The 19,691-nt window shown below is 65.0% G+C and carries 20 protein-coding genes, 1 tRNA gene and 1 riboswitch; of the genes, 8 read left to right on the top strand and 13 right to left on the bottom strand.

The features are described from left to right. Positions 1-250: 250 nt before the first annotated feature. Positions 251-640, bottom strand: coding sequence for a hypothetical protein (locus JQ591_RS07765; RefSeq protein WP_211395416.1), 390 nt, complete (start codon positions 638-640; stop codon positions 251-253). A 621-nt stretch (positions 641-1,261) separates the two neighbouring features. Further along, positions 1,262-1,335, bottom strand: a tRNA-Gly gene (locus tag JQ591_RS07760). Positions 1,336-1,507: 172 nt separating this feature from the next. On the opposite strand from JQ591_RS07760, the gene JQ591_RS07755 reads away from it, so the two are divergent. From JQ591_RS07755 to JQ591_RS07735, 5 genes are all read left to right on the top strand, one after another. Beyond that, positions 1,508-2,086: a methylated-DNA--[protein]-cysteine S-methyltransferase gene (locus tag JQ591_RS07755; protein WP_211395415.1), complete on the top strand. Its 579-nt coding sequence runs from the start codon at positions 1,508-1,510 to the stop codon at positions 2,084-2,086. 9 nt (positions 2,087-2,095) lie between these two features. After that, positions 2,096-2,935, top strand: coding sequence for a helix-turn-helix transcriptional regulator (locus JQ591_RS07750; protein ID WP_211395414.1), 840 nt, complete (start codon positions 2,096-2,098; stop codon positions 2,933-2,935). Between the two features lie 56 nt (positions 2,936-2,991). Continuing rightward, complete coding sequence (locus JQ591_RS07745; RefSeq protein ID WP_211395413.1) at positions 2,992-3,351, top strand: VOC family protein; 360 nt, start codon at positions 2,992-2,994, stop codon at positions 3,349-3,351. A 191-nt stretch (positions 3,352-3,542) separates the two neighbouring features. Continuing rightward, positions 3,543-3,944: an SRPBCC family protein gene (locus JQ591_RS07740; RefSeq protein WP_211395412.1), complete on the top strand. Its 402-nt coding sequence runs from the start codon at positions 3,543-3,545 to the stop codon at positions 3,942-3,944. A 100-nt stretch (positions 3,945-4,044) separates the two neighbouring features. Then, the gene (locus JQ591_RS07735; RefSeq protein ID WP_211395411.1) at positions 4,045-4,527 is read left to right on the top strand and encodes a hypothetical protein; all 483 of its coding nucleotides are present in this window, start codon (positions 4,045-4,047) and stop codon (positions 4,525-4,527) included. On the opposite strand, the gene JQ591_RS07730 is transcribed toward JQ591_RS07735, so the two are convergent. From JQ591_RS07730 to JQ591_RS07715, 4 genes are all read right to left on the bottom strand, one after another. After that, the gene (locus JQ591_RS07730; protein ID WP_211395410.1) at positions 4,524-5,969 is read right to left on the bottom strand and encodes an MATE family efflux transporter; all 1,446 of its coding nucleotides are present in this window, start codon (positions 5,967-5,969) and stop codon (positions 4,524-4,526) included. The two genes, JQ591_RS07735 and JQ591_RS07730, sit on opposite strands and share 4 nt — an antisense overlap. 164 nt (positions 5,970-6,133) lie before the next feature. Next, entirely contained in the window at positions 6,134-7,186 is a 1,053-nt protein-coding gene (locus JQ591_RS07725) for a hypothetical protein (RefSeq protein WP_211395409.1), read from the bottom strand. A 123-nt stretch (positions 7,187-7,309) separates the two neighbouring features. After that, positions 7,310-7,720: a PAS domain S-box protein gene (locus JQ591_RS07720; protein WP_211395408.1), complete on the bottom strand. Its 411-nt coding sequence runs from the start codon at positions 7,718-7,720 to the stop codon at positions 7,310-7,312. Positions 7,721-7,895: 175 nt separating this feature from the next. Next, complete coding sequence (locus tag JQ591_RS07715; RefSeq protein ID WP_433995198.1) at positions 7,896-9,032, bottom strand: 2'-deoxycytidine 5'-triphosphate deaminase; 1,137 nt, start codon at positions 9,030-9,032, stop codon at positions 7,896-7,898. A gap of 80 nt (positions 9,033-9,112) precedes the next feature. After that, a riboswitch (SAM riboswitch) is annotated at positions 9,113-9,192 on the top strand. A 70-nt stretch (positions 9,193-9,262) separates the two neighbouring features. On the opposite strand from JQ591_RS07715, the gene JQ591_RS07710 reads away from it, so the two are divergent. Then, a complete protein-coding gene (locus tag JQ591_RS07710; RefSeq protein ID WP_211395406.1) occupies positions 9,263-10,459 on the top strand; it encodes an O-succinylhomoserine sulfhydrylase in 1,197 nt (398 codons plus the stop codon). Between the two features lie 164 nt (positions 10,460-10,623). Here JQ591_RS07710 and JQ591_RS07705 read toward each other — a convergent pair whose 3' ends face one another. The 3 genes from JQ591_RS07705 to JQ591_RS07695 are packed head-to-tail and all read right to left on the bottom strand — an operon-like array spanning position 10,624 to position 13,703. Beyond that, the gene (locus JQ591_RS07705) at positions 10,624-11,616 is read right to left on the bottom strand and encodes an SGNH/GDSL hydrolase family protein (protein WP_211395405.1); all 993 of its coding nucleotides are present in this window, start codon (positions 11,614-11,616) and stop codon (positions 10,624-10,626) included. A 12-nt stretch (positions 11,617-11,628) separates the two neighbouring features. Beyond that, entirely contained in the window at positions 11,629-12,408 is a 780-nt protein-coding gene (locus JQ591_RS07700; protein WP_211395404.1) for an SGNH/GDSL hydrolase family protein, read from the bottom strand. Beyond that, positions 12,408-13,703, bottom strand: a complete 1,296-nt coding sequence (locus JQ591_RS07695) for an OpgC domain-containing protein (protein WP_211395403.1) — start codon at positions 13,701-13,703, stop codon at positions 12,408-12,410. The genes JQ591_RS07700 and JQ591_RS07695 overlap by 1 nt, the downstream gene beginning before the upstream one ends. 169 nt (positions 13,704-13,872) lie before the next feature. Here JQ591_RS07695 and apaG point away from each other — a divergent pair, with 169 nt between their 5' ends. Next, complete coding sequence (gene apaG / locus JQ591_RS07690; RefSeq protein WP_211395402.1) at positions 13,873-14,277, top strand: Co2+/Mg2+ efflux protein ApaG; 405 nt, start codon at positions 13,873-13,875, stop codon at positions 14,275-14,277. 216 nt (positions 14,278-14,493) lie between these two features. On the opposite strand, the gene JQ591_RS07685 is transcribed toward apaG, so the two are convergent. The 3 genes from JQ591_RS07685 to JQ591_RS07675 form a co-directional block, all read right to left on the bottom strand. After that, entirely contained in the window at positions 14,494-15,501 is a 1,008-nt protein-coding gene (locus JQ591_RS07685; protein ID WP_211395401.1) for an Hsp33 family molecular chaperone, read from the bottom strand. Positions 15,502-15,638: 137 nt separating this feature from the next. Continuing rightward, a complete protein-coding gene (gene argF, locus JQ591_RS07680) occupies positions 15,639-16,574 on the bottom strand; it encodes an ornithine carbamoyltransferase (protein WP_211395400.1) in 936 nt (311 codons plus the stop codon). Beyond that, complete coding sequence (locus JQ591_RS07675; protein WP_211395399.1) at positions 16,574-17,776, bottom strand: aspartate aminotransferase family protein; 1,203 nt, start codon at positions 17,774-17,776, stop codon at positions 16,574-16,576. Before JQ591_RS07675 ends, argF begins: the two co-directional genes overlap by 1 nt. Before the next feature lie 455 nt (positions 17,777-18,231). On the opposite strand from JQ591_RS07675, the gene JQ591_RS07670 reads away from it, so the two are divergent. Next, a complete protein-coding gene (locus tag JQ591_RS07670) occupies positions 18,232-18,744 on the top strand; it encodes a GcrA family cell cycle regulator (RefSeq protein WP_211395398.1) in 513 nt (170 codons plus the stop codon). A 228-nt stretch (positions 18,745-18,972) separates the two neighbouring features. Here JQ591_RS07670 and phoB read toward each other — a convergent pair whose 3' ends face one another. Then, complete coding sequence (gene phoB / locus JQ591_RS07665) at positions 18,973-19,680, bottom strand: phosphate regulon transcriptional regulator PhoB (RefSeq protein ID WP_007597871.1); 708 nt, start codon at positions 19,678-19,680, stop codon at positions 18,973-18,975. Positions 19,681-19,691 lie beyond the last annotated feature (11 nt).

Here is a 19,691-nt window from a genome sequence, read left to right as displayed (position 1 = left end):
CGATCGAGGGTCGGAACGCCGACATTCTGATAAGTTCGTCGTCCACGCCTCACAAACCCACGGCAGTCATCCGACCGGGGCAGCGTACCAGGCCGGATGTCGCCTTCAAGGACCAGACAACCTATTAGTCGGCCGCGGCGCGCGGCAGGCATTCGACGGCATCGATCTGCATCGATCATAAAGGGCGAGGGACGCGCCGATGAAGATGTCGATCCACCATGGTCCAGCGCGGTTCCCTGATCCATGACGTTCAGTTCGCCCTGTTCGCCCTCTCTTCCCGCAGGTGTGGATTGTATAGTTCCGTATAACGCCGAAACAGTCTCACACCCAATGCCACCGATTCCTGTGATCGGAGCAGGAGGAGGGGCGCGATGCAAATGCTGACCCACAAGTGCTTTTGCGTATCGAAATGGATCGCGATCCACCAGTAGAGACCGACCGCGAAGGAGAGCTCTATGCAAGCGAGGAGAGAGGGCTTGAGGGAGCGCACGCTGCGGCGCGTCGAGTAGAGCGCGGCGCCGCGCTTGTCCAGCCAAGAGGTCGCCGAGGGGATAAATTGGGCGAGATGACTTGCCGCAGTTGGCCGCACGAACGTTCTCAACTTAAAACTTGAAAATATCTGATCGAGCGAAAACTGCATTTCGCAGTCAAATCGGACGATCGACTCGGTACTAGCTAATCAGCGATCGACAACATCCGTCAACGGTCACTCCGTTTTGCGAGCGTACCGAGGATGGCCTCCTGAGAGAGCTCCGTAGCCGCGTGAACCGCCGGTGGAAGCCCCTCGCACCCGGGGTCGTCGACCTCGCTGTACGAACCCGGGCCGGTCGCGCTTCAAGTAAGACGCCACTTCAAGTAAGACGCCACGGCTGCGAGAACGACGCGGATCCAAGGGTGGCACGATCGACATCCCGTATCTCGACCCGTACGGCTGGCCGGCAGAGGCATTGGTGCGACGACGAAGATTTAGGATCGCGCCATTGATGAAGCCTTGTGGCGGCGTGCCGTGCTTAGGAGCAAGCATGGAGCAACGAAATCTCGAATGCGCCCTTCCCAAAAGCGGGAGGAGCCGATGCGGCTTGAGACGCGTTCCTATCGACGAGACGCGAGGCTCGGGTAGCGGTCGAACAATCCGACCGGCGAGTGCCGCTCCAGTTCGGGACGTACAATTTGTACCGTCGTTGTATGGAATCTCGAGAAAAGACGAAAAAATCGCCGTCTAAAATGCCAGAAACCCTTCTCTCGCAAGGATAATTTGAATTGGAGCGGGCGAAGGGAATCGAACCCTCGTATGCAGCTTGGGAAGCTGCCGTTCTACCATTGAACTACGCCCGCGGATGCGCTGCCTGCGCGCTCCTGATTAGCCGAGACGGCGCATCTCGCCAAGCGCTTTGGCGCAGCCGGCCTGACGCTTGTTAACGTCTCGTCAAGATTCCAGGTGCGCCGGATTGTGGCGGTGTTATGGTCGCTGGTCTGGGGAAAGCGTACATTGCGTGGGGGCGTGTGTATGGTGGGGCGTGGCTACGCGATATTCGACACGACCATAGGCCGCTGCGGCATCATCTGGAGCAGCACCGGCGTGGTCGCCGTGCAATTGCCGGAGGCGCGGGAGATCGACACCCGCCGCCGGATTTTCCAGATCCATCCCGAGGCGCGCGAGCAACGGCCTTCAGCGAACGCCGAGCTCGCGATCGAGGGCATTGTGGGTTTGCTGCAGGGCAGCGATCCCGACTTCTTCGAGGTCAGCCTGGACGCGAGCGGGGTGCCCGGCTTCAACCGCCGGGTCTACGAGTACGCCTGCACCATCCCGCGCGGGGAGACCCGCACTTATCACGAGATTGCCAAGGCGCTGGGCGCCTCCGGCGCCGCGCATTCGGTGGCGCAGGCGATCTCCAAAAATCCCTACATGCTGATCGTGCCCTGCCACCGGGTGCTGGAGGCCGGCAATTACACCGACCGGCTCTCGCCCTATGGCGGGGTCATCTCCAAGCGGCGGCTGCTGTCGCTGGAGGGCGCCCATCCGGTCGCCAGCAAGACGCTGTTCGACGTGCTGCTGCCCGTTGCCCCGCCGAGGCCCTCCACCTAGATAGGTGGGATGGATGCAACGACGCTGCTGACGACCCCCTCGATGACCGTCTCCGAGTTTCGCTGCGACGCGGGACCGGGCGACAGCCCGTTTGCGGAGTGCCGCACCGGCCATTCCATTGCCTATGTCCGCGCGGGCAGCTTCGGCTGCCAATGCCGCGCCGGCTTCTTCGAGCTGGTGGCGGGCTCGATGCTGGTCGGCGCGCCAGGCGAGGAATACACCTGCACGCATGAGCATGTCTCTGGCGACGTCTGCCTGTCCTTTTTCCTCAGCGAGGACCTGGTCGACACCCTCGGCGGCCGGCGCGACACCTGGCAGGTCGGCGCGACGCCGCCGCTGCCCGAGCTGATGGTGCTGGGCGAGCTCGCCCAGACGGCGGCAGGTGGCAACAGCGACCTCGGTCTCGACGAGGTCGGCCAGATCCTCGCCGGCCGCTTCGTCGATGTCGTCTCGGGCAAGCCGCGCAAGCCGACCACGCCGTCCGCGCGCGACCGCCGCCGCGCCGTGGAGGCCGCCCTGTGGATCGACGCCAATTCGCATGCCGAGGTCGATCTCGAGCAGGCCGCGCGGCAGGCGGGCCTCAGCCCCTTCCATTTCCTGCGGCTGTTCTCCGCCGTGCTCGGCGTCACCCCGCATCAATATCTGGTGCGCTCGCGGCTGCGGCATGCGGCGCGGCTGCTCACCGACGACGATATCGCGGTCACCGACATCGCGTATGACGTCGGCTTCGGCGATCTCTCCAATTTCGTCCGCACCTTCCACCGTGCCGCCGGCGTCTCGCCGACCAAGTTCCGTCAGGCCTCGCGCGGCGAGCGCAAGATTCTCCAAGAGCAGCCAGCCCTCAACTGACTAGGTTCGTCTCCGGCGCGCGCCGATTGCGGCGCGCTTTGGAAATGGAGACGACCATGTACGACCATATCGGATTGCGCGTTGCCGACCTCGACGCCGCCACGCGCTTCTACACCGCGGTGCTGGCGCCGCTCGGTTATGTCCTGTGCTCGAGCGGCGACGGTTATGCCGGCTTCGGGCCGAAGGGCGAGCCGGCGCTGTGGCTGCACCTCAACAAGGGACGGAAGGCCGATGGCGCGCATATCGCGTTTCGCGCACGCGATCATGACGCGGTCAAGGCGTTCCACGGCGAGGGCCTGAAGAGCGGCGGCCGCGACAATGGCGGCGCCGGCCCGCGCAAGGATTACAGCCCGACTTACTACGCGGCGTTTTTGATCGATCCCGATGGCAACAATGTCGAGGCGGTTTGCACCTGAGTGCGGCAGGCCTCACCACACAAATTGTCATGCCCCGGCTTGACCGGGGCATCCAGTACGCCGCAGCTTCTCGATTCAATCACAGCGGCCTCTGGAATACTGGATCGCCCGATCAAGTCGGGCGATGACAGCTGAGATGACGGCGCTATCGCTCGCCTCTCTACATCAAATGACTCAACCAGGATTCAACCATGGCCTCCATCCACAACGACATTCCCCTCCCCTCCGCGGCGCACGACGTCTGGGACGCGGTGCGCGATTTCGGCGCGCTGCATCAGCGGCTGGCGCCGGGCTTCGTCACGGCATGTCAGCTCGACGGCGATGCGCGCATCGTCACCTTCGCCAATGGCTCCGTGGCGCGCGAGGTGCTGGTCGATTGCGACGATTCGCGGCAGCGGCTGGTCTACGCGATCAACAACGAGCGTCTGAAGCATTACAGCGCCTCGGTGCAGGTGATCGCGGAGGGCGAGGCGAAGTGTCGCCTCGTCTGGATCATCGACATGCTGCCGAATGAGCTCGCGCCCTATGTGCAGGGACAGACCAAGGACGCCGTCGCCGCCATACACCGAGCGTTCCCAGCCGCAGCTGCGTGATCTTTCTCACAGAGCCCAGCCCTCGTCCGCCGTAACCATGGCGGCGTGCGTCCGATTGGCTCCGCTCTCCCGGCGGCGCCACGCACGCGAGGAGCAGGCCATGAGAGGTGCGGACAAGGTGATCTGCCAGGCGGCCGCCGTGCTGCTGATGTTTTCGATTTCGAGCGCGCCGGCAAAGGCGCAGTTCCTCGGCGGCGGAGGTGCCGGCGGTGAGGACATGATGACCCAGATGGCTCCGATGCTGGAGATGATGAAGGCCAGGATGGGCAAGCGCCGCTTCGCCATGATGATGCAGACCATGGGCCCGATGATGAGCCGCATGATGGAGAATGGCGGCGGCGGAATTGGCGGCATGATGGGCGGCGGCAATCTCGGCGGCGGTTTCGGCGCGCCCAATTACGGCGGCTACGCGCCGATGGCCGGCGGCGGCTACATGCCGACCGGAATCGGCGGCATGGGCGGCGGCGATATCATGGGCATGCTCGGTGGCGCCGGCGGCGGCGACATGATGGCGATGATCCCGCAACTGATGCGGCTCGCCAATGTCGGCGGCGGTGGCCATCGTCGCCACAGACATCGCTAGTCCGCCGCGGTCGAGAGAGCCGGCCTGATCGCAGCCTTGCTCTCGCGCGGTCCCCAGCGTGTCAGCACCACGCTGGAACACGAGAGCAGGCCGAGCACGACCATCGAGCTCGCCGCCAGCCAGAAGAAGTTTTGCGCGGTGGCATCGTGCGTCGACAGCCACCAGCCGACCGCCGCGATGTAGATCAGCCGTGCGGTCTGCGCCAGCACCGGGCCGATCACCTTCGCAGCGCCCTGCGACGAGAAATACATCGTCGAGGCGAGGCCGATGAAGGCGTAGAACGGCGCCACCGTCGACAAATATTGATGGCTGGTGGCGCGCACGGTCGCACTGTCCGTGAAAATGTTGACCCAGAGGTCGGGGAAGGCCGCGACGAGGCACGCCGGTGCGCCGACGGCGACGAAGGCGCTCGCGCCTGCGATCCAGGCGATGCGCCGGGCGCGCGCAATGCGGCCGGCGCCGACCGCCATGCCGATCATCGGCACCGAGGCGATGCCGAACGAGAACGCGATCGAGGTGAGCAGGAATTCCAGCCGCGCACCGATGCCGTAGCCGGCCAGGATCGCGGTGCCGAATTTCGCAAGCATGTGGGTGAAGATCGAGATCGTCAGCACCGATTGCAGCGGCGAGAAGCAGGCGATGGCGCCCACCTTGAGGATGTCGAAAAACATCGCCCATTGGATGCGCAGGCCGCGCAGCTTCGGCGTAACGCGGGCGCGGCCGGAGAACAGGTACCAGCCCATGATGCAGATGTTCATGCAATAGGCGATCAGCGCGCCGGCGGCGACGCCGCGCATGCCGAACTGCGGCACCGGTCCGAGTCCGAGCCCCAGCGTGCCGCCGAGCACGATCTGCCAGGCGGCCGAATTGAGAATCAGGAACGACGGCAGCTTCATATTGCCGGTGCCGCGCAGGACGCCGGCCATGGTGTTGAGCAGCCAGGGCAGCACCGCACCGCCGAAAAACACCTGGGTGTAGGCGATCGCATGCGTCAGCACGTCGCCACGGCCGCCGAGCATTTCCAGAACGCGCGGCCCGAAGATCAGCATGCCCAGCATGAAGACGAGACCGAAGCTGATGCCGATCAGCAGCGCATGCGCGGCGAGCGTCCCGGCACGCTCGCGATCACCGGCGCCGAGCGCGCGTGCGATGGCGGAGGCCACCGCGCCGCCCATCGCACCGCCCGACATGGTCATGGTCAGGATCACTGTCGGAAACACCAGCGCCATCGCGGCCAGCGCCTCGACGCCGAGCCGGCCGATATAGGAGGTCTCCGCGATCACCGTGCAGGTGCCGGCCGACAGCGCGATCACGTTCGGCCAGGCCAGCCCGAGCAGCGTACGCAGGACCGGCCCGTCCATCAGCGCGCTCCTCACGGGGCGTGGAGGCGGCGGCAGCGGACGCTCTTGTTCATCGACCGGGATTTCGGCGATGTCTGACATGTCCTCTCCGGGCGAAAGCGCCATTTGCGGCGCAGCAATGCGTAGGTGTGCCAATGAATTGGTTCGCGCGCAGGGCGCAACGAGAGGATTGTTAGCACGACACGCAGCGATTCCTCCTGCGCCGGATGCAGGCGTGCCCTGCGGCAGCGCATTTCGTGGAGAAATTACCCGATGCGCCAGAGCAACGGCGAACGGCCGCCCGGTGTCGGGTACAGGTGCACGCCGATGTGCCGCCCGCATCCGGCCGCGAGCCCTTCGAACAGCCCCGCCAGCACCTTGGCGCAAGCGGGGTGGCAATCGGCGACGTCGTCCATCAGCTTCCAGCTCTGCTGACGGATTTCGAACGTGCCTTCGGATTGCGTCGTCTCAGCCGCATCGTCCTGCGCGACAAACAGCGCGTTGAGGAACGTCGCGAATTCGCTCGCACCGCCGCGGCCCATCGATAGCGCCGCAGCGACCTCATCGAAATATTGCATCCCGATCAGCTTGCCCGTGAGGTGCAGGAGATAGCCGGCATCCTCCGGACCGAACAGCTGCACCATCACGGGCGCGGCGGTGCGGACATATTCCATCGCGTAGTTGCGATAGGCTTTTTCCAGTCGCGGCTTTGGCCAGCTTGCGACCGGCAACGCCGGAGCCGCGGCTGCATCGAACAGCGGCGCTTCGAGATGCCGCGCGAACACCAGGCGCTGGTCGAGCTCGAGCGGTTGGTCATATTGGTGATAGTAGCCTTCGAGCCCGTCCTGGCCGTCGACGCTCTGCTTGGTGCAGACGAACCCTAATCTGGTATCGCCGAGCGCCACACCGTTGTTGGCGTGCCAGCCGCGCAGCATCGCGCGGGAGACCTCGCCGGGCACGCCGCAGATCGCAGTGCCCTTCCAGATCCAGCGCGGCGGCGGATAGCGGATCCAGGCTTTGCGGTCGCTCTCATGCATGTATTCGACGTGCACGCCGCCGATCCAGTTCGAGAGGTAGTGATATTGCGCGGCCGCCACGGCGGGCGGCAGATGGCTGAGCCCGAGCTTTTCCAGTCCCGGCAGGAAACGCTCCTGCTGCTGGCGACGGAACACGCGAAAGACGAACTCCGCAGCATCCGCCGTGCCGCGACGCGTGACCACGGTGAGGATCAGGCCGGTGAAGTAGGCGTGATAGAGATCGGCAACCGCGCGCCAGCGTTTCCATTGAGCTTCCTGTGCGGGGTCTGATGCGGCGGCCATATTCGCTCCCGATCGTTGTTTTGATCGAGTGTGTCACTGCACCCGGTGCCAGACAAGCTGAGCCGCACGCAGGGCGCCCTGCACGCCGGCTCGCCAATTCCGCATCACGAATTTTGCGCGGGCTTAATTTTGCGCGGGCTTGGCGGCGCGCTCGCGCTCGACGCGCTCGGTCACGTCGCGCGCCATGGCCACCGATCCCTGCACCGCGCCGCCGGCGTCCCGCACCAGCGCGAAGGTCATCTCGATGTAGAGCTTGCGTCCGCCCTTGTGCAGCGCGCGGGTCAGTGTCGGCTTGCCCGCAAGCTTCGTCGCGCCGCTGGCAAGCGCGGCCTCAAAACCCTTCCAGTGCGCGGCGCGCAGATGTTCGGGAATGATCAGGTCGAGATTCTGGCCCAGCGCTTCGTCCGCGGAGAAGCCGAACAGTGCGGACGATGCGCGATTCCAGCGCATGATCGTGCCGGAGCGATCCGAATAGATCAGCGCATCCGCGACGTCGTCGAGGATTTTTGCATCGAGCTCGGGTTGATCGGTCATCTCGGCACCTCGGAGTAGCCCGGATTTCACTTCTGATCCTGACAGATTCGGTGTCATCGCCCGACTTGATCGGGCGATCCAGTATTCCAGAGGCGGATGTTATCGAACTGATAGGCTGCGGCGTACTGGATGCCCCGGTCAAGCCGGGGCATGACAGCGGAGGGTGGGGCTATCGCTACACCCGAAAATGCTTCGACAGCTTCAGCCCCTGCGCCTGGTAGTTGGAGCCGATGCGCTGGCCGTACATGGCGTCGGGGCGGGCCAACATCTTCTCGTAGACGAGGCGGCCGACGATCTGGCCGTGCTCGAGGATGAAAGGCACTTCGCGCGAGCGCACTTCGAGCACGGCGCGCGACCCCAGCCCGCCGGCGCCGGCATAGCCGAAGCCGGGATCGAAGAATCCGGCATAATGCACGCGGAACTCGCCGACCAGCGGATCGAACGGCACCATCTCCGCGGCGTAGTCGGGCGGCACCTGCACCGCCTCTTTCGACGCCAGGATATAGAACTCGCCGGGATCGAGGATCAGGCTGCCATCGGGACGGGCCGAGATCGGCTCCCAGAAGTCCTCGACGGAATAGCCGGCGCGGCGATCGACGTCGATGACGCCGGTGTGGCGCTTGGCGCGGTAGCCGACGAAGCCGCCGCTCCTCTCGCCGGAGAGATCAACAGATACCGCGACGCCGCCGGTGAGATCGGCATCGTCGACGTCGACCAGACGCTCGGTCGCATGCAGCGCCTCGAGGTCGTCGATGTTGAGGATGGCATCGCCGGTGCGGAAGCGCACCTGGCTCAGGCGCGAGCCCTCACTGACCAGCACCGGGAACGTCTTCGGGCTGATCTCGGCATAGAGCGGACCGTGATAGCCGGCGCCGATCATGTCGAAGCGGCGGGTGCCGTCGGCGATCACGCGGGTGAAAACGTCGAGCCGGCCGGTCGAGCTTTTCGGGTTGGCGGCCGCGACGATCTCCGGCGGCAGCGCGAGGCTTTCGAGCAGCGGCACGATGTAGACGCAGTTGGTCTCCAGCACCGCGCCGTCGGCGAGGCTGAACTCGTGCAGCTTCAACTCGTCGATGCGCTCGGCGACTGTCGCGCCGGGACCGGGCAGGAAGCTGGCGCGGACGCGATAGGCGATGTCGCTGAGGCGCAAATCGAGGCTCGCCGGCTGGATCTGGCTCTCGACGAAGTCGTAAGCGGGCAGGATGAGACCGCCCTCCGCCATCGCCGCGATCATGCGGTCGGGCAGGATACCATTGGCGTCGGCGGCGACCGTGAACGTCAACCCGGGGTCCTCATCAGGGATCAAACACATCCCGACATGCGGGAAATATGAGCGTTTTACGGCTATCCGATGGACGTCTTGACGGAAAGGGCATTGCGGAATATGAGCATGACTTATCCCGTGGTGATTTGAGCCGGCCGGCTTGCAGCCACGTTAAATAAGTCGCTAAACAGGCCGGGGACCTCTGTGATCCCGGCCCGTGGAGATATTCCAGGCCGGTTTTTTTGTGACCATTTTCGATGGTCACTTCAGGAGGTCCTATGTCGAAGTCCCCGGCGCCCACCGCGCACTACCGTCCCGAAACCCGCATGGTCCATTCCGGCACGCTGCGCTCGCAATATGGCGAGACGTCGGAGGCGCTGTTCCTGACCCAGGGCTACGTCTACAACAGCGCCGAGGAGTGCGAGGCGCGGTTCAAGGGCGAGGACCCCGGCTTCATCTATTCGCGCTACTCCAACCCGACCATCCAGATGTTCGAGCGCCGCATGATCGAGCTCGAAGGCGCCGAAGCCGCCCGCTCGGCCGCGACCGGCATGGCCGCGGTGACGACCGCGATCCTGGCGCCGCTCAAGACCGGCGATCACGTCGTGTCCTCGCGCGCGCTGTTCGGCTCGTGCCTCTACGTCATCCAGGACCTGTTGCCGCGCTACGGCATCGAGACGACGCTGGTCGACGGCCTCGATCTCGACCAATGGCAACGCGCGCTGAAGCCGAACACCAAGACGTTCTTCCTGGAGAGCCCGACCAATCCGACGCTCGACGTGCTCGACATTCCCGGGATCGCCGAGATCGCGCACAAGGGCGGCGCGCGGCTGGTCGTCGACAACGTGTTCGCGACGCCGATCTGGCAGAGCCCGCTCGCGCTCGGCGCCGACGTCGTGGTCTATTCCGCGACCAAGCACATCGACGGCCAGGGCCGCTGTCTCGGCGGCATCATCCTGTCCTCGGAAGCGTTCATCGCCGAGCACATCCACAATTTCATGCGCCAGACCGGCCCGTCGATCTCGCCGTTCAACGCCTGGGTGCTGCTCAAGGGCCTGGAGACGCTGGGCGTGCGCGTGCGCGCGCAGACCGACACGGCGGCGCGCATCGCGGACGTGCTGGCGAGCCATCCGAAGATTTCGCGGCTGGTGTTTCCCGGCCGCGCCGACCATCCGCAGGCCGCGCTGGTGAAGAAGCAGATGCGCGGCGGCTCGACGCTGGTCGGCTTCGAGGTCAAGGGCGGCAAGCAGGGTGCGTTCCGCGTGCTCAACGAGCTCAAGCTGGCGAAGATCTCGAACAATCTCGGCGACGCCAAGAGCCTCGTCACGCATCCGGCCACGACGACGCATCAGCGCCTCAAGCCGGAGGACCGCGCCGCGCTCGGCATCAGCGAGGGCTTCATCCGCTTCTCGGCGGGGCTCGAGCATCCGGATGACCTGATCGAGGATCTGACCGCGGCGCTGGAGAAGGCGTGAGGTTATTGTCGTCCCGGCGAAGGCCGGGACCCATAACCACAGGCCGAAGTTTGGCGAAGGCTCGCAGTGGAGCGATCACGCCGCGGTACGAACACCGCCCAACATCGATAGATCACGCGGTATGGGTCGCGGCCTTCGCCGGGACGACGCCAGAAAAAGGTCACCTACATCGGCCGATACGCGCGTACATCTCCGGGCACGTTGACGCCGAGCTTGATCTGGCCGACGGAGCGGATGATGTCGTCGCCGAGGAGCTGGGCGAAGCAGGCATAGCCCCAATCGTTCATGTGCAGGCCGTCGGCGATGACAAAGCTCTCGACCGGAATCGATTGCTTCTCGTGCCAGTCGCGCATCACCTCGAAGCGCGGGAAGATGCCGACGTGACGGAGCTCGGCGACCTTGCCGAGCAGCTTCACCATCTTGCCGGCGCTATCCGCGCGCTGGTTGACGGCGGGCGAATATTGCGGATCGACCAGCACGACGTCGGCATCGCCGGCGGCCTGGATGCGGCTGATGCCCTCCTCGACCATCTTCGCGGTGTCGCCGGGATCGAGATTGCGCAGCACGGCATTGGTGCCGACCTGCCAGATCACCAGATCCGGATGCACGTCGATCACCTCTTTCTGGAGCCGCTTCATCATCTCGGGCGCATCCTCGCCGCCGACGCCGGCATTGACGACGGTGATGTCGGCGGTCGGATAGTGCCGGCGCAGCTGCGCGGCAAGGCGATTGGGATAGTTGAACTCCGGCGAGCTCGCGCCGAATCCCGCGGTCGACGACGAGCCGAACGCGACGATGACGACGGGCTGGCCGGCGGCGAGCTTGCCCGCGACATGCGGCAGCGAGCCCATCGTCTTCGAGCCGCCCTTCGGCGACAGGCAGGGGACACGGCTGAAGATGTCGCCGGCGGATTTCGCGACCTGCTTCACCTTGTCGATGGCGCGCGCCGTGATGCCGCGCTGGTCGGGGGACGTCGCGGCGACGGTGGTCTGGGACGGTGAAGCGGAAGCGGGATTAGCCGACTGCTGCGGGGCGGGCGTTGCCTGCGCGGCCTGCGCCTGCGCGCGCGACTGCGAGGCCGGCATCAGCAACAGCAGCACTGCTGCTGCGGGCACAGCCAGCCATGTCGTCAGGCAAAAAGGGCGGAAAGAACTCATTAACGCTAGACCTCAATTCTGCTGCTGGGCCGGCTCCAGATGGGCTGCGTCAATCACGAACTGTGCCAACGCCCGGCCAAGGCAATCATGGACCTGTTTCGCCAGCTCAGGCCCGCGCGACGGGCTGAACAGGTCGAACTGCCCCTGGTCATTCCACTGCCGCATGATCGCGAAACGATCGAACAGCGGAATATCGTGCTCCTGCGCCACCACTCTCATATTGTCGAGGTATGGCGGCACCGAGATCATGGTTTCGGTACGCGGGCTGTACTGCAAATTCATCAAGACGACGTCGGCCCCTGCCTTTTGCAACGCAACAACCCCTTCGGTCACCGCGCCGCGAAAATCGTCGGGATCGATGGCTCGGATAGCATCGACAGTCCCGGTCTGCCAGATGACCAAAGTAGGCGTTTTTGCTTCCATCAGCTTAACGAAGCTGGCCGCCGCTTCCTCCGCCGTCTTCTTGCTCTGTATTTCTACGGAGACGTGCACGGGCTCGGACGGCGGCAGCTTGTCCTTCAGAATGACCTGCATCCGCGCCGGATAAGAGGCGTCCTCGGAGGCTGGAATCGTGGTCGAACGGCTGCCGATGACGAGGATTTCGAGCGGCTTGCCGGCCTTGACGGCATCGGCGACCTTGGGAAGCTGGCTTTCGCTGGTGAGCAGATAGGACGGCAATTCGCAGGCTGCAGGCGCGGCCGAAGCAGCAGGCGCAGCATCGCCCGCGCGCGCCGGAGGCGCGGCGAGACCACCGCACAGCAGGATCAGGCTCAGGAAAACCTTCGCCTTCATCAGCCCCCTCCCGCCATATCGGCGCTGCCGACGGCGCTTTTGGTTTTCGAACCGCTCTTGTCAGCCACCCGCTTGTACCACGAAATCACCCAGGCCATGGCCCACATGATCAGGATTCCGGAGAGACTAATTAGCGCATGCATGACCGGGCCGCCCGAGACTTCGGCCAGGATGAAATGGCCGGCGAAGGCGAGGAAGACGCCGAGGCAGAATATCTCCAGGGAATGCGAGCCGCACAGGATCAGCGGCCGCAGCCAGGGCGATTTCAGGCCCGGCCAGTCCCGCGGCAGGACGCGCACGGTGAGCGCGGCCAGCGCCAGGAAATGCGTGAAGCGCAGCACGTCGAGGTCGGCCTTGTCGATCGGATACATCCACTGCTCTAGCCGCTTCGGCATGAAGTGGGAGAGCTGCGGCACATACCAGGTCAGCGTCACGTAGAATGCCGCGACCAGATAGGCGATCGCGATCCACATCGTCACCCGCGAAGCCAGAATGTGCGACATGCGTCGCGCACCCCCGAGCGCACACCATGCACCGAACACGAACAGCAATTGCCAGGCGAAGGGATTGAACGCCCAGAAGCCGTTCGGATAGGCCGACAGATAGAGGTCGTATTCCCAGGTCACCGCGTAGAGCGCGACCGAGAGGCCGAGCGTCACGTCGGGGCGCCATTTCATCAGCCACAAGATCAGGGGCAGCGCCAGCATCAGCACGATATAGAGCGGCAGCACGTCCATGTTGACGGGACGGAAGCGCAGCAGCAGCGCCTGCACGATCGTGACGTCGGGCTGCTTGAGGAAATCCATGATGCCCATCTCTTCGGTGTAGAGCGGGTTCTCGAACCTGGTCGCGACGTAGGAGATTTCGGCAAGGAAGATCGTGAACAGGAAGACGTGGGCGACATAGATCTGCCAGACGCGCCGCAGGATGCGCGCGGTGGCGACGACGACGCCGGACTCCAGCATCGCCCGACCGTAGACGAAGGCGGCGGTATAGCCGGAGATGAAGATGAAGATCTCGGTGGCGTCGCTGAAGCCGTAATTGCGGATCGTGAACCAGGTCAGAAGGCTCGGCGGCAGGTGGTCGATGAAGATCAGCCACAGCGCGAGGCCGCGGAACAGGTCGAGCCTGAGCTCGCGCTCGCCAATGGCGGGCAGCGAAATGGCCGGCGCGGCCACGCGCCGCTTTGCCTTCGCAGGCTTCGCCTCCAAGGGCTTGCTCTCCAAAGGGTTGGCCTGCACAGGCTTGGCGGTTCCCGCGATCGTCGATCCCGTCACTTGGTCGGCAATGGTCATCGGGGGCCTAAAAACCCTTCCGCAAATCGCGACGTGGCAAGGAGTGTACCGGTCCGGCCGTCATCCCGCAAAGCGACCGGATCACATGCGGGTGTACTTCCCTGCGAATTCTGGCGGGACGATGTCGCCAGAACCGCCTCCGGCGTTTGGTTCCCGAGCGGATTTCGGTATGATGGCAATCATGTACCGCGCCGTGACCCGCCAGATCGAAGTGACCGTCGAGCCGAACTTTGTTCCGGAGCAGTCGTCGGCCGACCGCTCCCGCTATTTCTGGTCCTACACCATCGTCATCACCAATTCCGGCGACGAGACCGTGCAGCTCAAGACGCGGCACTGGATCATCACCGACGCCACCGGCCGACAGCAGGAGGTGAAGGGCGAGGGCGTCGTCGGCGAGCAGCCGACGCTCGCCCCCGGCGAACGCTTCGAATACACCTCCGGCGTGCCGCTCACGACCGCCTCCGGCTTCATGACCGGCCGCTACCAGATGGTCAGCGCCAGCGGCGAGCGCTTCGAGATCGACGTGCCGACGTTCTCGCTGGACAGCCCTGATAACAAGCGGGTGTTGAACTGAGACGGATGGCGCCTCCGACGGCGTCACTCACTCTCGTGTCCCGGACGCGCTGCAACGCTTTTTAGCGTCGCGGCGCAGGGCCGGGACCCAGAAGGCGACACGGCGTAATGCGGCGACATGGGCCCCGGCTCTGCAGCGCACCGTCGAAGGGACGCTGCGCTGCGTCCGGGGCACGAGAGCGGAGTGTGGCGCACAACTCTCCACCTCGTCATTGCCTCAAGCGTCTTCCACGCCCGCTTCATCCGGCGTGAAATCGTACACCGAGCTACAGAACTCGCAGGTCACCACGACCTTGTCGTCCTTGACCATCGCGGCACGGTCGTCGGGCGAAAAACTCTTCAGCATCGATGCGACCGCATCGCGCGAGCAGGAGCACTGCGCCTTCAAGGACAGTGGATTGAACACGCGCACGCCGCGCTCGTGGAAGAGACGGTAGAGCAGCCGCTCGCCGGAGAGCTCGGGATCGATCAGCTCGACGTCTTCGACGGTTTCGATCAGCGAGCGCGCCTCGACCCAAGCGTCGTCTTCGGCGACGGCATGCACTTCGACGCCTTCGGGCGCATCGCCGGGATGCAGATCGGCCTGCCGCGCGCGCTCAGGCGCCTTCGGCAGGAACTGCATCAGCATGCCGCCGGCGCGCCAGCGATGCTTGCCGCCGTCGTTCGAACGCCACTCCTCGCCGACGGCGAGACGCACGCGCGTCGGGATCTGCTCGGAGCGCAGGAAATATTCGTGAGCGGCGTCTTCCAAGCTGCCGCCGTCGAGCGCGACCAGGCCCTGGTAGCGGCTCATGTCGGGGCCCTGGTCGATGGTCATGGCGAGATGACCGTGGCCCAGCAGCGCGCCGGAATCTTTTGCCTCGCCGAGGCGCGCGGCGTCGTAGCGCGCATAGGCGCGCAGGCGATCCGGTGCCTGGTAGTCCACGACCAGGAACGACACCGGACCGTCGGTCTGGGCCTGGAGGATGAAGCGGCCTTCGAACTTCAGCGCCGAGCCGAGCAGCGTGGTGAGCACGATGGCTTCGCCGAGCAGCTTGCCGACCGGCGCCGGATAATCGTGCTTGGTCAGGATCTCGTCGAGCGCCGGACCAAGCCGCACCAGGCGACCGCGCACATCGAGCGCGTCGACCTCGTAGGGCAGCACGGCGTCATCGACGGGAACCGCGGATGGCGCGCGAACCGGGCCTTCGGGCCCGGTTTTCATGTCAGGGGATTGGGAAACCATGGCGCATTATCTGGGGTCGGAAGGCGGAAATGGAAGGGGTTCGGAGCAGCCCATCTGGACACTGGTTTGATCACGATACAGCAAATTCAGTGTCGTCCCGGCGAAAGCCAGGACGACGATCGAAACCGCGGCCCGCGTTACTTCACCGCGTCGAAACACCAGGCCAGAATGCCCTTCTGCGCGTGCAGGCGGTTTTCGGCCTCGTCGAACACGACGGATTGCGGACCGTCGATCACCTCGTCGGTGACCTCCTCGCCGCGATGGGCCGGCAGGCAGTGCATGAACAGCGCATCGGGCTTGGCCAGCGACATCAGCTGGGCATTGACCTGATAGGGCTTGAGCACGTTATGGCGGTGCTCGCCTTCCTTGTCGCCCATCGACACCCAGGTGTCGGTGACGACGCAGTCGGCGCCGTGCACGGCGGCCTCGGGATCGGTGCCGAGCATGATCGACGCGCCGGTCGCCTTGATGAAGTCGCGCATCGCCTTCTTCGGCGCGAGTTCGGGCGGGGTTGCGACATTGAGCTGGAACTTGAAGCGCTCGGCCGCATGGGCCCAGGACGCCAGCACGTTGTTGTCGTCGCCGGTCCAGGCCACCGTCTTGCCTTCGATCGGGCCGCGATGTTCCTCGTAGGTCATGAGGTCGGCCATCACCTGGCAGGGATGCGAGCGCCGCGTCAGCCCGTTGATGACGGGCACCGTTGCATATTCCGCAAGCTCCAGCAGCGCATCGTGATTGAGGATGCGGATCATGATGGCGTCGACATAGCGCGACAGCACGCGCGCGGTGTCGGCGATGGTCTCGCCGCGGCCGAGCTGCATCTCGGCGCCGGTGAGCATGATCGGCTCGCCGCCGAGCTGGCGCATGGCGACATCGAACGACACCCGCGTCCGCGTCGACGGACGCTCGAAGATCATCGCCAGCGTCTTGCCTTCGAGCGGCCTGACCGGCTGATGCGCCTTCTGCTTCGCCTTCATCGCGGAGGACGCGGCGAGCATGCTCTTGAGCTCCGACAGCGGCAGCTCGTTGATATCGAGGAAGTGCTTCGGTGTCTTGTCGGGCGACTTGCTCATCAGCTTGCCGCCCGCTTGTTGCCGGACAACGCCGTGCAAGCGCGCTCGAGCCGCCCGACGCTGTCCTCGATCTCGGCTTCGGTGACGATCAGGGGCGGCAGGAAGCGCACGACATTGTCGCCGGCGCCGACCGTGAGCAGTTTTTCGTTGCGCAAGGCCGCGACCAGATCGCCGGAAGGCACCACGGCCTTGATGCCGATCAGGAGGCCCTCGCCGCGCACTTCGCTGACGACATCAGAGTGGCGGTCGATCACGGAGGCGAGCTTCTGCTTCAAGAGCAGCGACATCCTCTGCACGTGGTCGAAGAAGCCGGGCTTGAGCATGACGTCGAGCACGGCGTTCGCCGCCGCGATCGCCAGCGGATTGCCGCCGAAGGTCGAGCCGTGCGAGCCGGGCCCCATGCCGGACGCCGCATCCGCGGTCGCCAGTATCGCGCCGATCGGGAAGCCGCCGCCGAGTGCCTTGGCCAGCGACATCACGTCGGGTGTGACGCCGGTGCGGCGATGCGCGAACAGATCGCCGGTGCGGCCCATGCCGGTCTGCACCTCGTCGAACGCGAGCAGCAGGCCCTTCTCGTCACAGAGCTGGCGCAACGCCCTCAGGAACGCGGGCGTCGCCGAGCGCACGCCGCCCTCGCCCTGGATCGGCTCGATCAGGATGCCGGCGGTCTGCGGACCGATCGCCTTCTTGACGGCGTCGAGATCACCATGCGGGACCTGGTCGAAACCGTCCATCGGCGGGCCGAACCCTTCGAGATATTTTGCAGATCCCGTCGCGGCCAGCGTCGCCAGCGTGCGGCCATGGAACGCGCCTTCGAAGGTGATGATGCGGTAGCGTTCCGGATGCCCCTTGGAGAAGTGATGATGGCGGACCAGCTTGATCACACCTTCCAGGGCTTCGGCGCCGGAATTGCAGAAGAACACGAAGTCCGCAAAACTCTCGTTGCAGAGGCGGGCCGCGAGACGCTCACCGTCCGGGCTCTGGAACAGGTTCGACATGTGCCAGAGCTTCGTGGCCTGTTCCTGCAACGCCGTGACCAGCGCCGGATGGGCATGGCCGAGCGCATTCACCGCCACTCCGGAGGTGAAATCGAGATAGCGCTCGCCATTGGTCGCGATCAGCCAGCAGCCTTCGCCACGCTCGAAACCGAGGTCGGACCTGGCGAAAACGGGGAGCAAATGCGGCGCTGCGCGGTTAGTCATGACGGTCACTTGAATGTTGCGGACGGTATGAGCGTGCATTGCGCAACGCACCATCGACCGGCCCGGAAAACGAAACGTGCCGCCTCTTGAGGGCGGCACGCACGACTATCTTAGGCCTGGTGAAACGGGTGTCAATGCCGCCCGGAAAGCCTCGCGAAACGCTGAATCCGTAGTCTTGCGGTGCCGATTTTGCGGGATTTAGCCACGGAACATGTGGAAGCGAGTCGGGGGACTCTTGCGCGGGAGTCACGCCATATTGTAGCGTTTGGATTGTCAGATACGACATCTCGTGCAGTGGTTCTGATCTCTAAGTCCTTATGTACCGGCGTAAACGTTCGGGCGTTCTAGTCGCGCCCGGCGAGCCTTAAGGGATTCTGGCGGCACGGGTTTTTGAAGGCTTAGGCATTCGCTGCGAGGCGCCAGAATGGCAGGCCGGCAGCGAGGGAAAGGGTGCAATGACGGTTTTGACCTGGTCCGATGATCGCGTCGAGCAGCTGAAAAAGCTCTGGGAGGCCGGACTTTCGGCCAGCCAGATCGCGGCGGAGCTCGGCAATGTGACCCGCAATGCCGTGATCGGCAAGGTGCACAGGCTCGGCCTCTCGGGCCGCGCCAAGAGCCCATCATCGGCAGCGCCCCGGCCGCGCAAGGCGCGTCCCGCGCAGCACATGATGCGCGTGACCCGCCCGATCTCGCGCGGCAACACCGCGCTGGCGCAGGCGTTCGAGGTCGAGGCTGAGCCGGATCCGGTCACCTACGACAACGTGGTGCCGATGAGCCAGCGGCTGTCGCTGCTGGAATTGAACGAGGCGACCTGCCACTGGCCGGTCGGCGATCCCTCGAGCCCGGACTTCTTCTTCTGCGGTGGCAGGGCGCTGTCCGGCCTGCCCTATTGCGCCCAGCACTCGCGTGTCGCGTACCAGCCGGCGTCGGATCGGCGGCGCGCCCCCGTGAAGCCGGGTCCGCGTTAATCACGGCAAGTCGTCGCGCGAAGACGATTCAACAATTTCAGTGTCGTCCTGGCGAAAGCCAGGACCCATACTCCGAGCACGCAGTTGTTGCGCGAAAGGGGTCACTCCGAGTCTTCGCCAAACCACTCCCTGTGGTTATGGATCCCGGATCAACGTTCGCTTCGCTCGCTTGTCCGGGACGACATCGGAGAATGCAGGGACAGCTCGCCAACAAACAAGCCTGCAACCCTACACCTGCTCCGCCTTCGCGAAGCGATCATCCAGCGCGTAGCCGGCGCCGCGGACGGTGCGGATCGGATCCTGCTCGCGGCCGAGATTGAGCAGCTTGCGCAGGCGGCCGATATGCACGTCGACGGTACGCTCGTCGATATAGATGTCGCGGCCCCAGACGCTGTCGAGCAGTTGCTCGCGCGAGAACACCCGTCCCGGATGCTCCAGGAAGAACTCCAGCAGGCGATATTCGGTCGGACCGAGATCGATCGGCCGGCCCGAGCGCGCCACGCGGCGCTTGTCGCGGTCGAGCTCGATGTCGCCAAAGGCGAGCACGGTGGCGAGCCGCTCGGGGCTTGCGCGCCGCAGCAGGCCCTTCACGCGCGCCAGCAGCTCCGGCACCGAGAACGGCTTGACGATGTAATCGTCGGCGCCGGTCGCAAGACCCCGCACCCGCTCGCTCTCCTCGCCACGCGCGGTGAGCATGATGATCGGGAGCTGCTTGGTCTCGGGACGGGTGCGAAGCCGCCGGCACAATTCGATGCCTGACAGGCCCGGCAGCATCCAGTCGAGCACGATCAAATCGGGGATGTGCTCCTTGAGGCGGGTGTCGGCGTCGTCGCCGCGCATCACCGTCTCGACGTCATAGCCGTCGCCTTCGAGGTTGTAGCGGAGAAGCTCGGTCAGGGCTTCCTCGTCCTCAACCACCATAATGCGTGCGCCCATCGGGTCGTCGC

Origin of the sequence: Bradyrhizobium canariense, from assembly GCF_018130465.1 — a bacterium.
GTDB classification, from domain to species: domain Bacteria; phylum Pseudomonadota; class Alphaproteobacteria; order Rhizobiales; family Xanthobacteraceae; genus Bradyrhizobium; species Bradyrhizobium canariense_C.
This window is presented reverse-complemented; position numbering and strand designations above follow the sequence as displayed.

Bases quoted from the DNA above. Each gene is read 5' to 3' on its own strand.
- JQ591_RS07765 (WP_211395416.1), bottom strand. From the start codon at position 640: ATGCAGTTTTCGCTCGATCAGATATTTTCAAGTTTTAAGTTGAGAACG.
- JQ591_RS07755 (WP_211395415.1), top strand. From the start codon at position 1,508: ATGGTGGGGCGTGGCTACGCGATATTCGACACGACCATAGGCCGCTGC.
- JQ591_RS07750 (WP_211395414.1), top strand. From the start codon at position 2,096: ATGGATGCAACGACGCTGCTGACGACCCCCTCGATGACCGTCTCCGAG.
- JQ591_RS07745 (WP_211395413.1), top strand. From the start codon at position 2,992: ATGTACGACCATATCGGATTGCGCGTTGCCGACCTCGACGCCGCCACG.
- JQ591_RS07740 (WP_211395412.1), top strand. From the start codon at position 3,543: ATGGCCTCCATCCACAACGACATTCCCCTCCCCTCCGCGGCGCACGAC.
- JQ591_RS07735 (WP_211395411.1), top strand. From the start codon at position 4,045: ATGAGAGGTGCGGACAAGGTGATCTGCCAGGCGGCCGCCGTGCTGCTG.
- JQ591_RS07730 (WP_211395410.1), bottom strand. From the start codon at position 5,969: ATGTCAGACATCGCCGAAATCCCGGTCGATGAACAAGAGCGTCCGCTG.
- JQ591_RS07725 (WP_211395409.1), bottom strand. From the start codon at position 7,186: ATGGCCGCCGCATCAGACCCCGCACAGGAAGCTCAATGGAAACGCTGG.
- JQ591_RS07720 (WP_211395408.1), bottom strand. From the start codon at position 7,720: ATGACCGATCAACCCGAGCTCGATGCAAAAATCCTCGACGACGTCGCG.
- JQ591_RS07715 (WP_433995198.1), bottom strand. From the start codon at position 9,032: ATGTGTTTGATCCCTGATGAGGACCCCGGGTTGACGTTCACGGTCGCC.
- JQ591_RS07710 (WP_211395406.1), top strand. From the start codon at position 9,263: ATGTCGAAGTCCCCGGCGCCCACCGCGCACTACCGTCCCGAAACCCGC.
- JQ591_RS07705 (WP_211395405.1), bottom strand. From the start codon at position 11,616: ATGAGTTCTTTCCGCCCTTTTTGCCTGACGACATGGCTGGCTGTGCCC.
- JQ591_RS07700 (WP_211395404.1), bottom strand. From the start codon at position 12,408: ATGAAGGCGAAGGTTTTCCTGAGCCTGATCCTGCTGTGCGGTGGTCTC.
- JQ591_RS07695 (WP_211395403.1), bottom strand. From the start codon at position 13,703: ATGACCATTGCCGACCAAGTGACGGGATCGACGATCGCGGGAACCGCC.
- apaG (WP_211395402.1), top strand. From the start codon at position 13,873: ATGATGGCAATCATGTACCGCGCCGTGACCCGCCAGATCGAAGTGACC.
- JQ591_RS07685 (WP_211395401.1), bottom strand. From the start codon at position 15,501: ATGGTTTCCCAATCCCCTGACATGAAAACCGGGCCCGAAGGCCCGGTT.
- argF (WP_211395400.1), bottom strand. From the start codon at position 16,574: ATGAGCAAGTCGCCCGACAAGACACCGAAGCACTTCCTCGATATCAAC.
- JQ591_RS07675 (WP_211395399.1), bottom strand. From the start codon at position 17,776: ATGACTAACCGCGCAGCGCCGCATTTGCTCCCCGTTTTCGCCAGGTCC.
- JQ591_RS07670 (WP_211395398.1), top strand. From the start codon at position 18,232: ATGACGGTTTTGACCTGGTCCGATGATCGCGTCGAGCAGCTGAAAAAG.
- phoB (WP_007597871.1), bottom strand. From the start codon at position 19,680: ATGGGCGCACGCATTATGGTGGTTGAGGACGAGGAAGCCCTGACCGAG.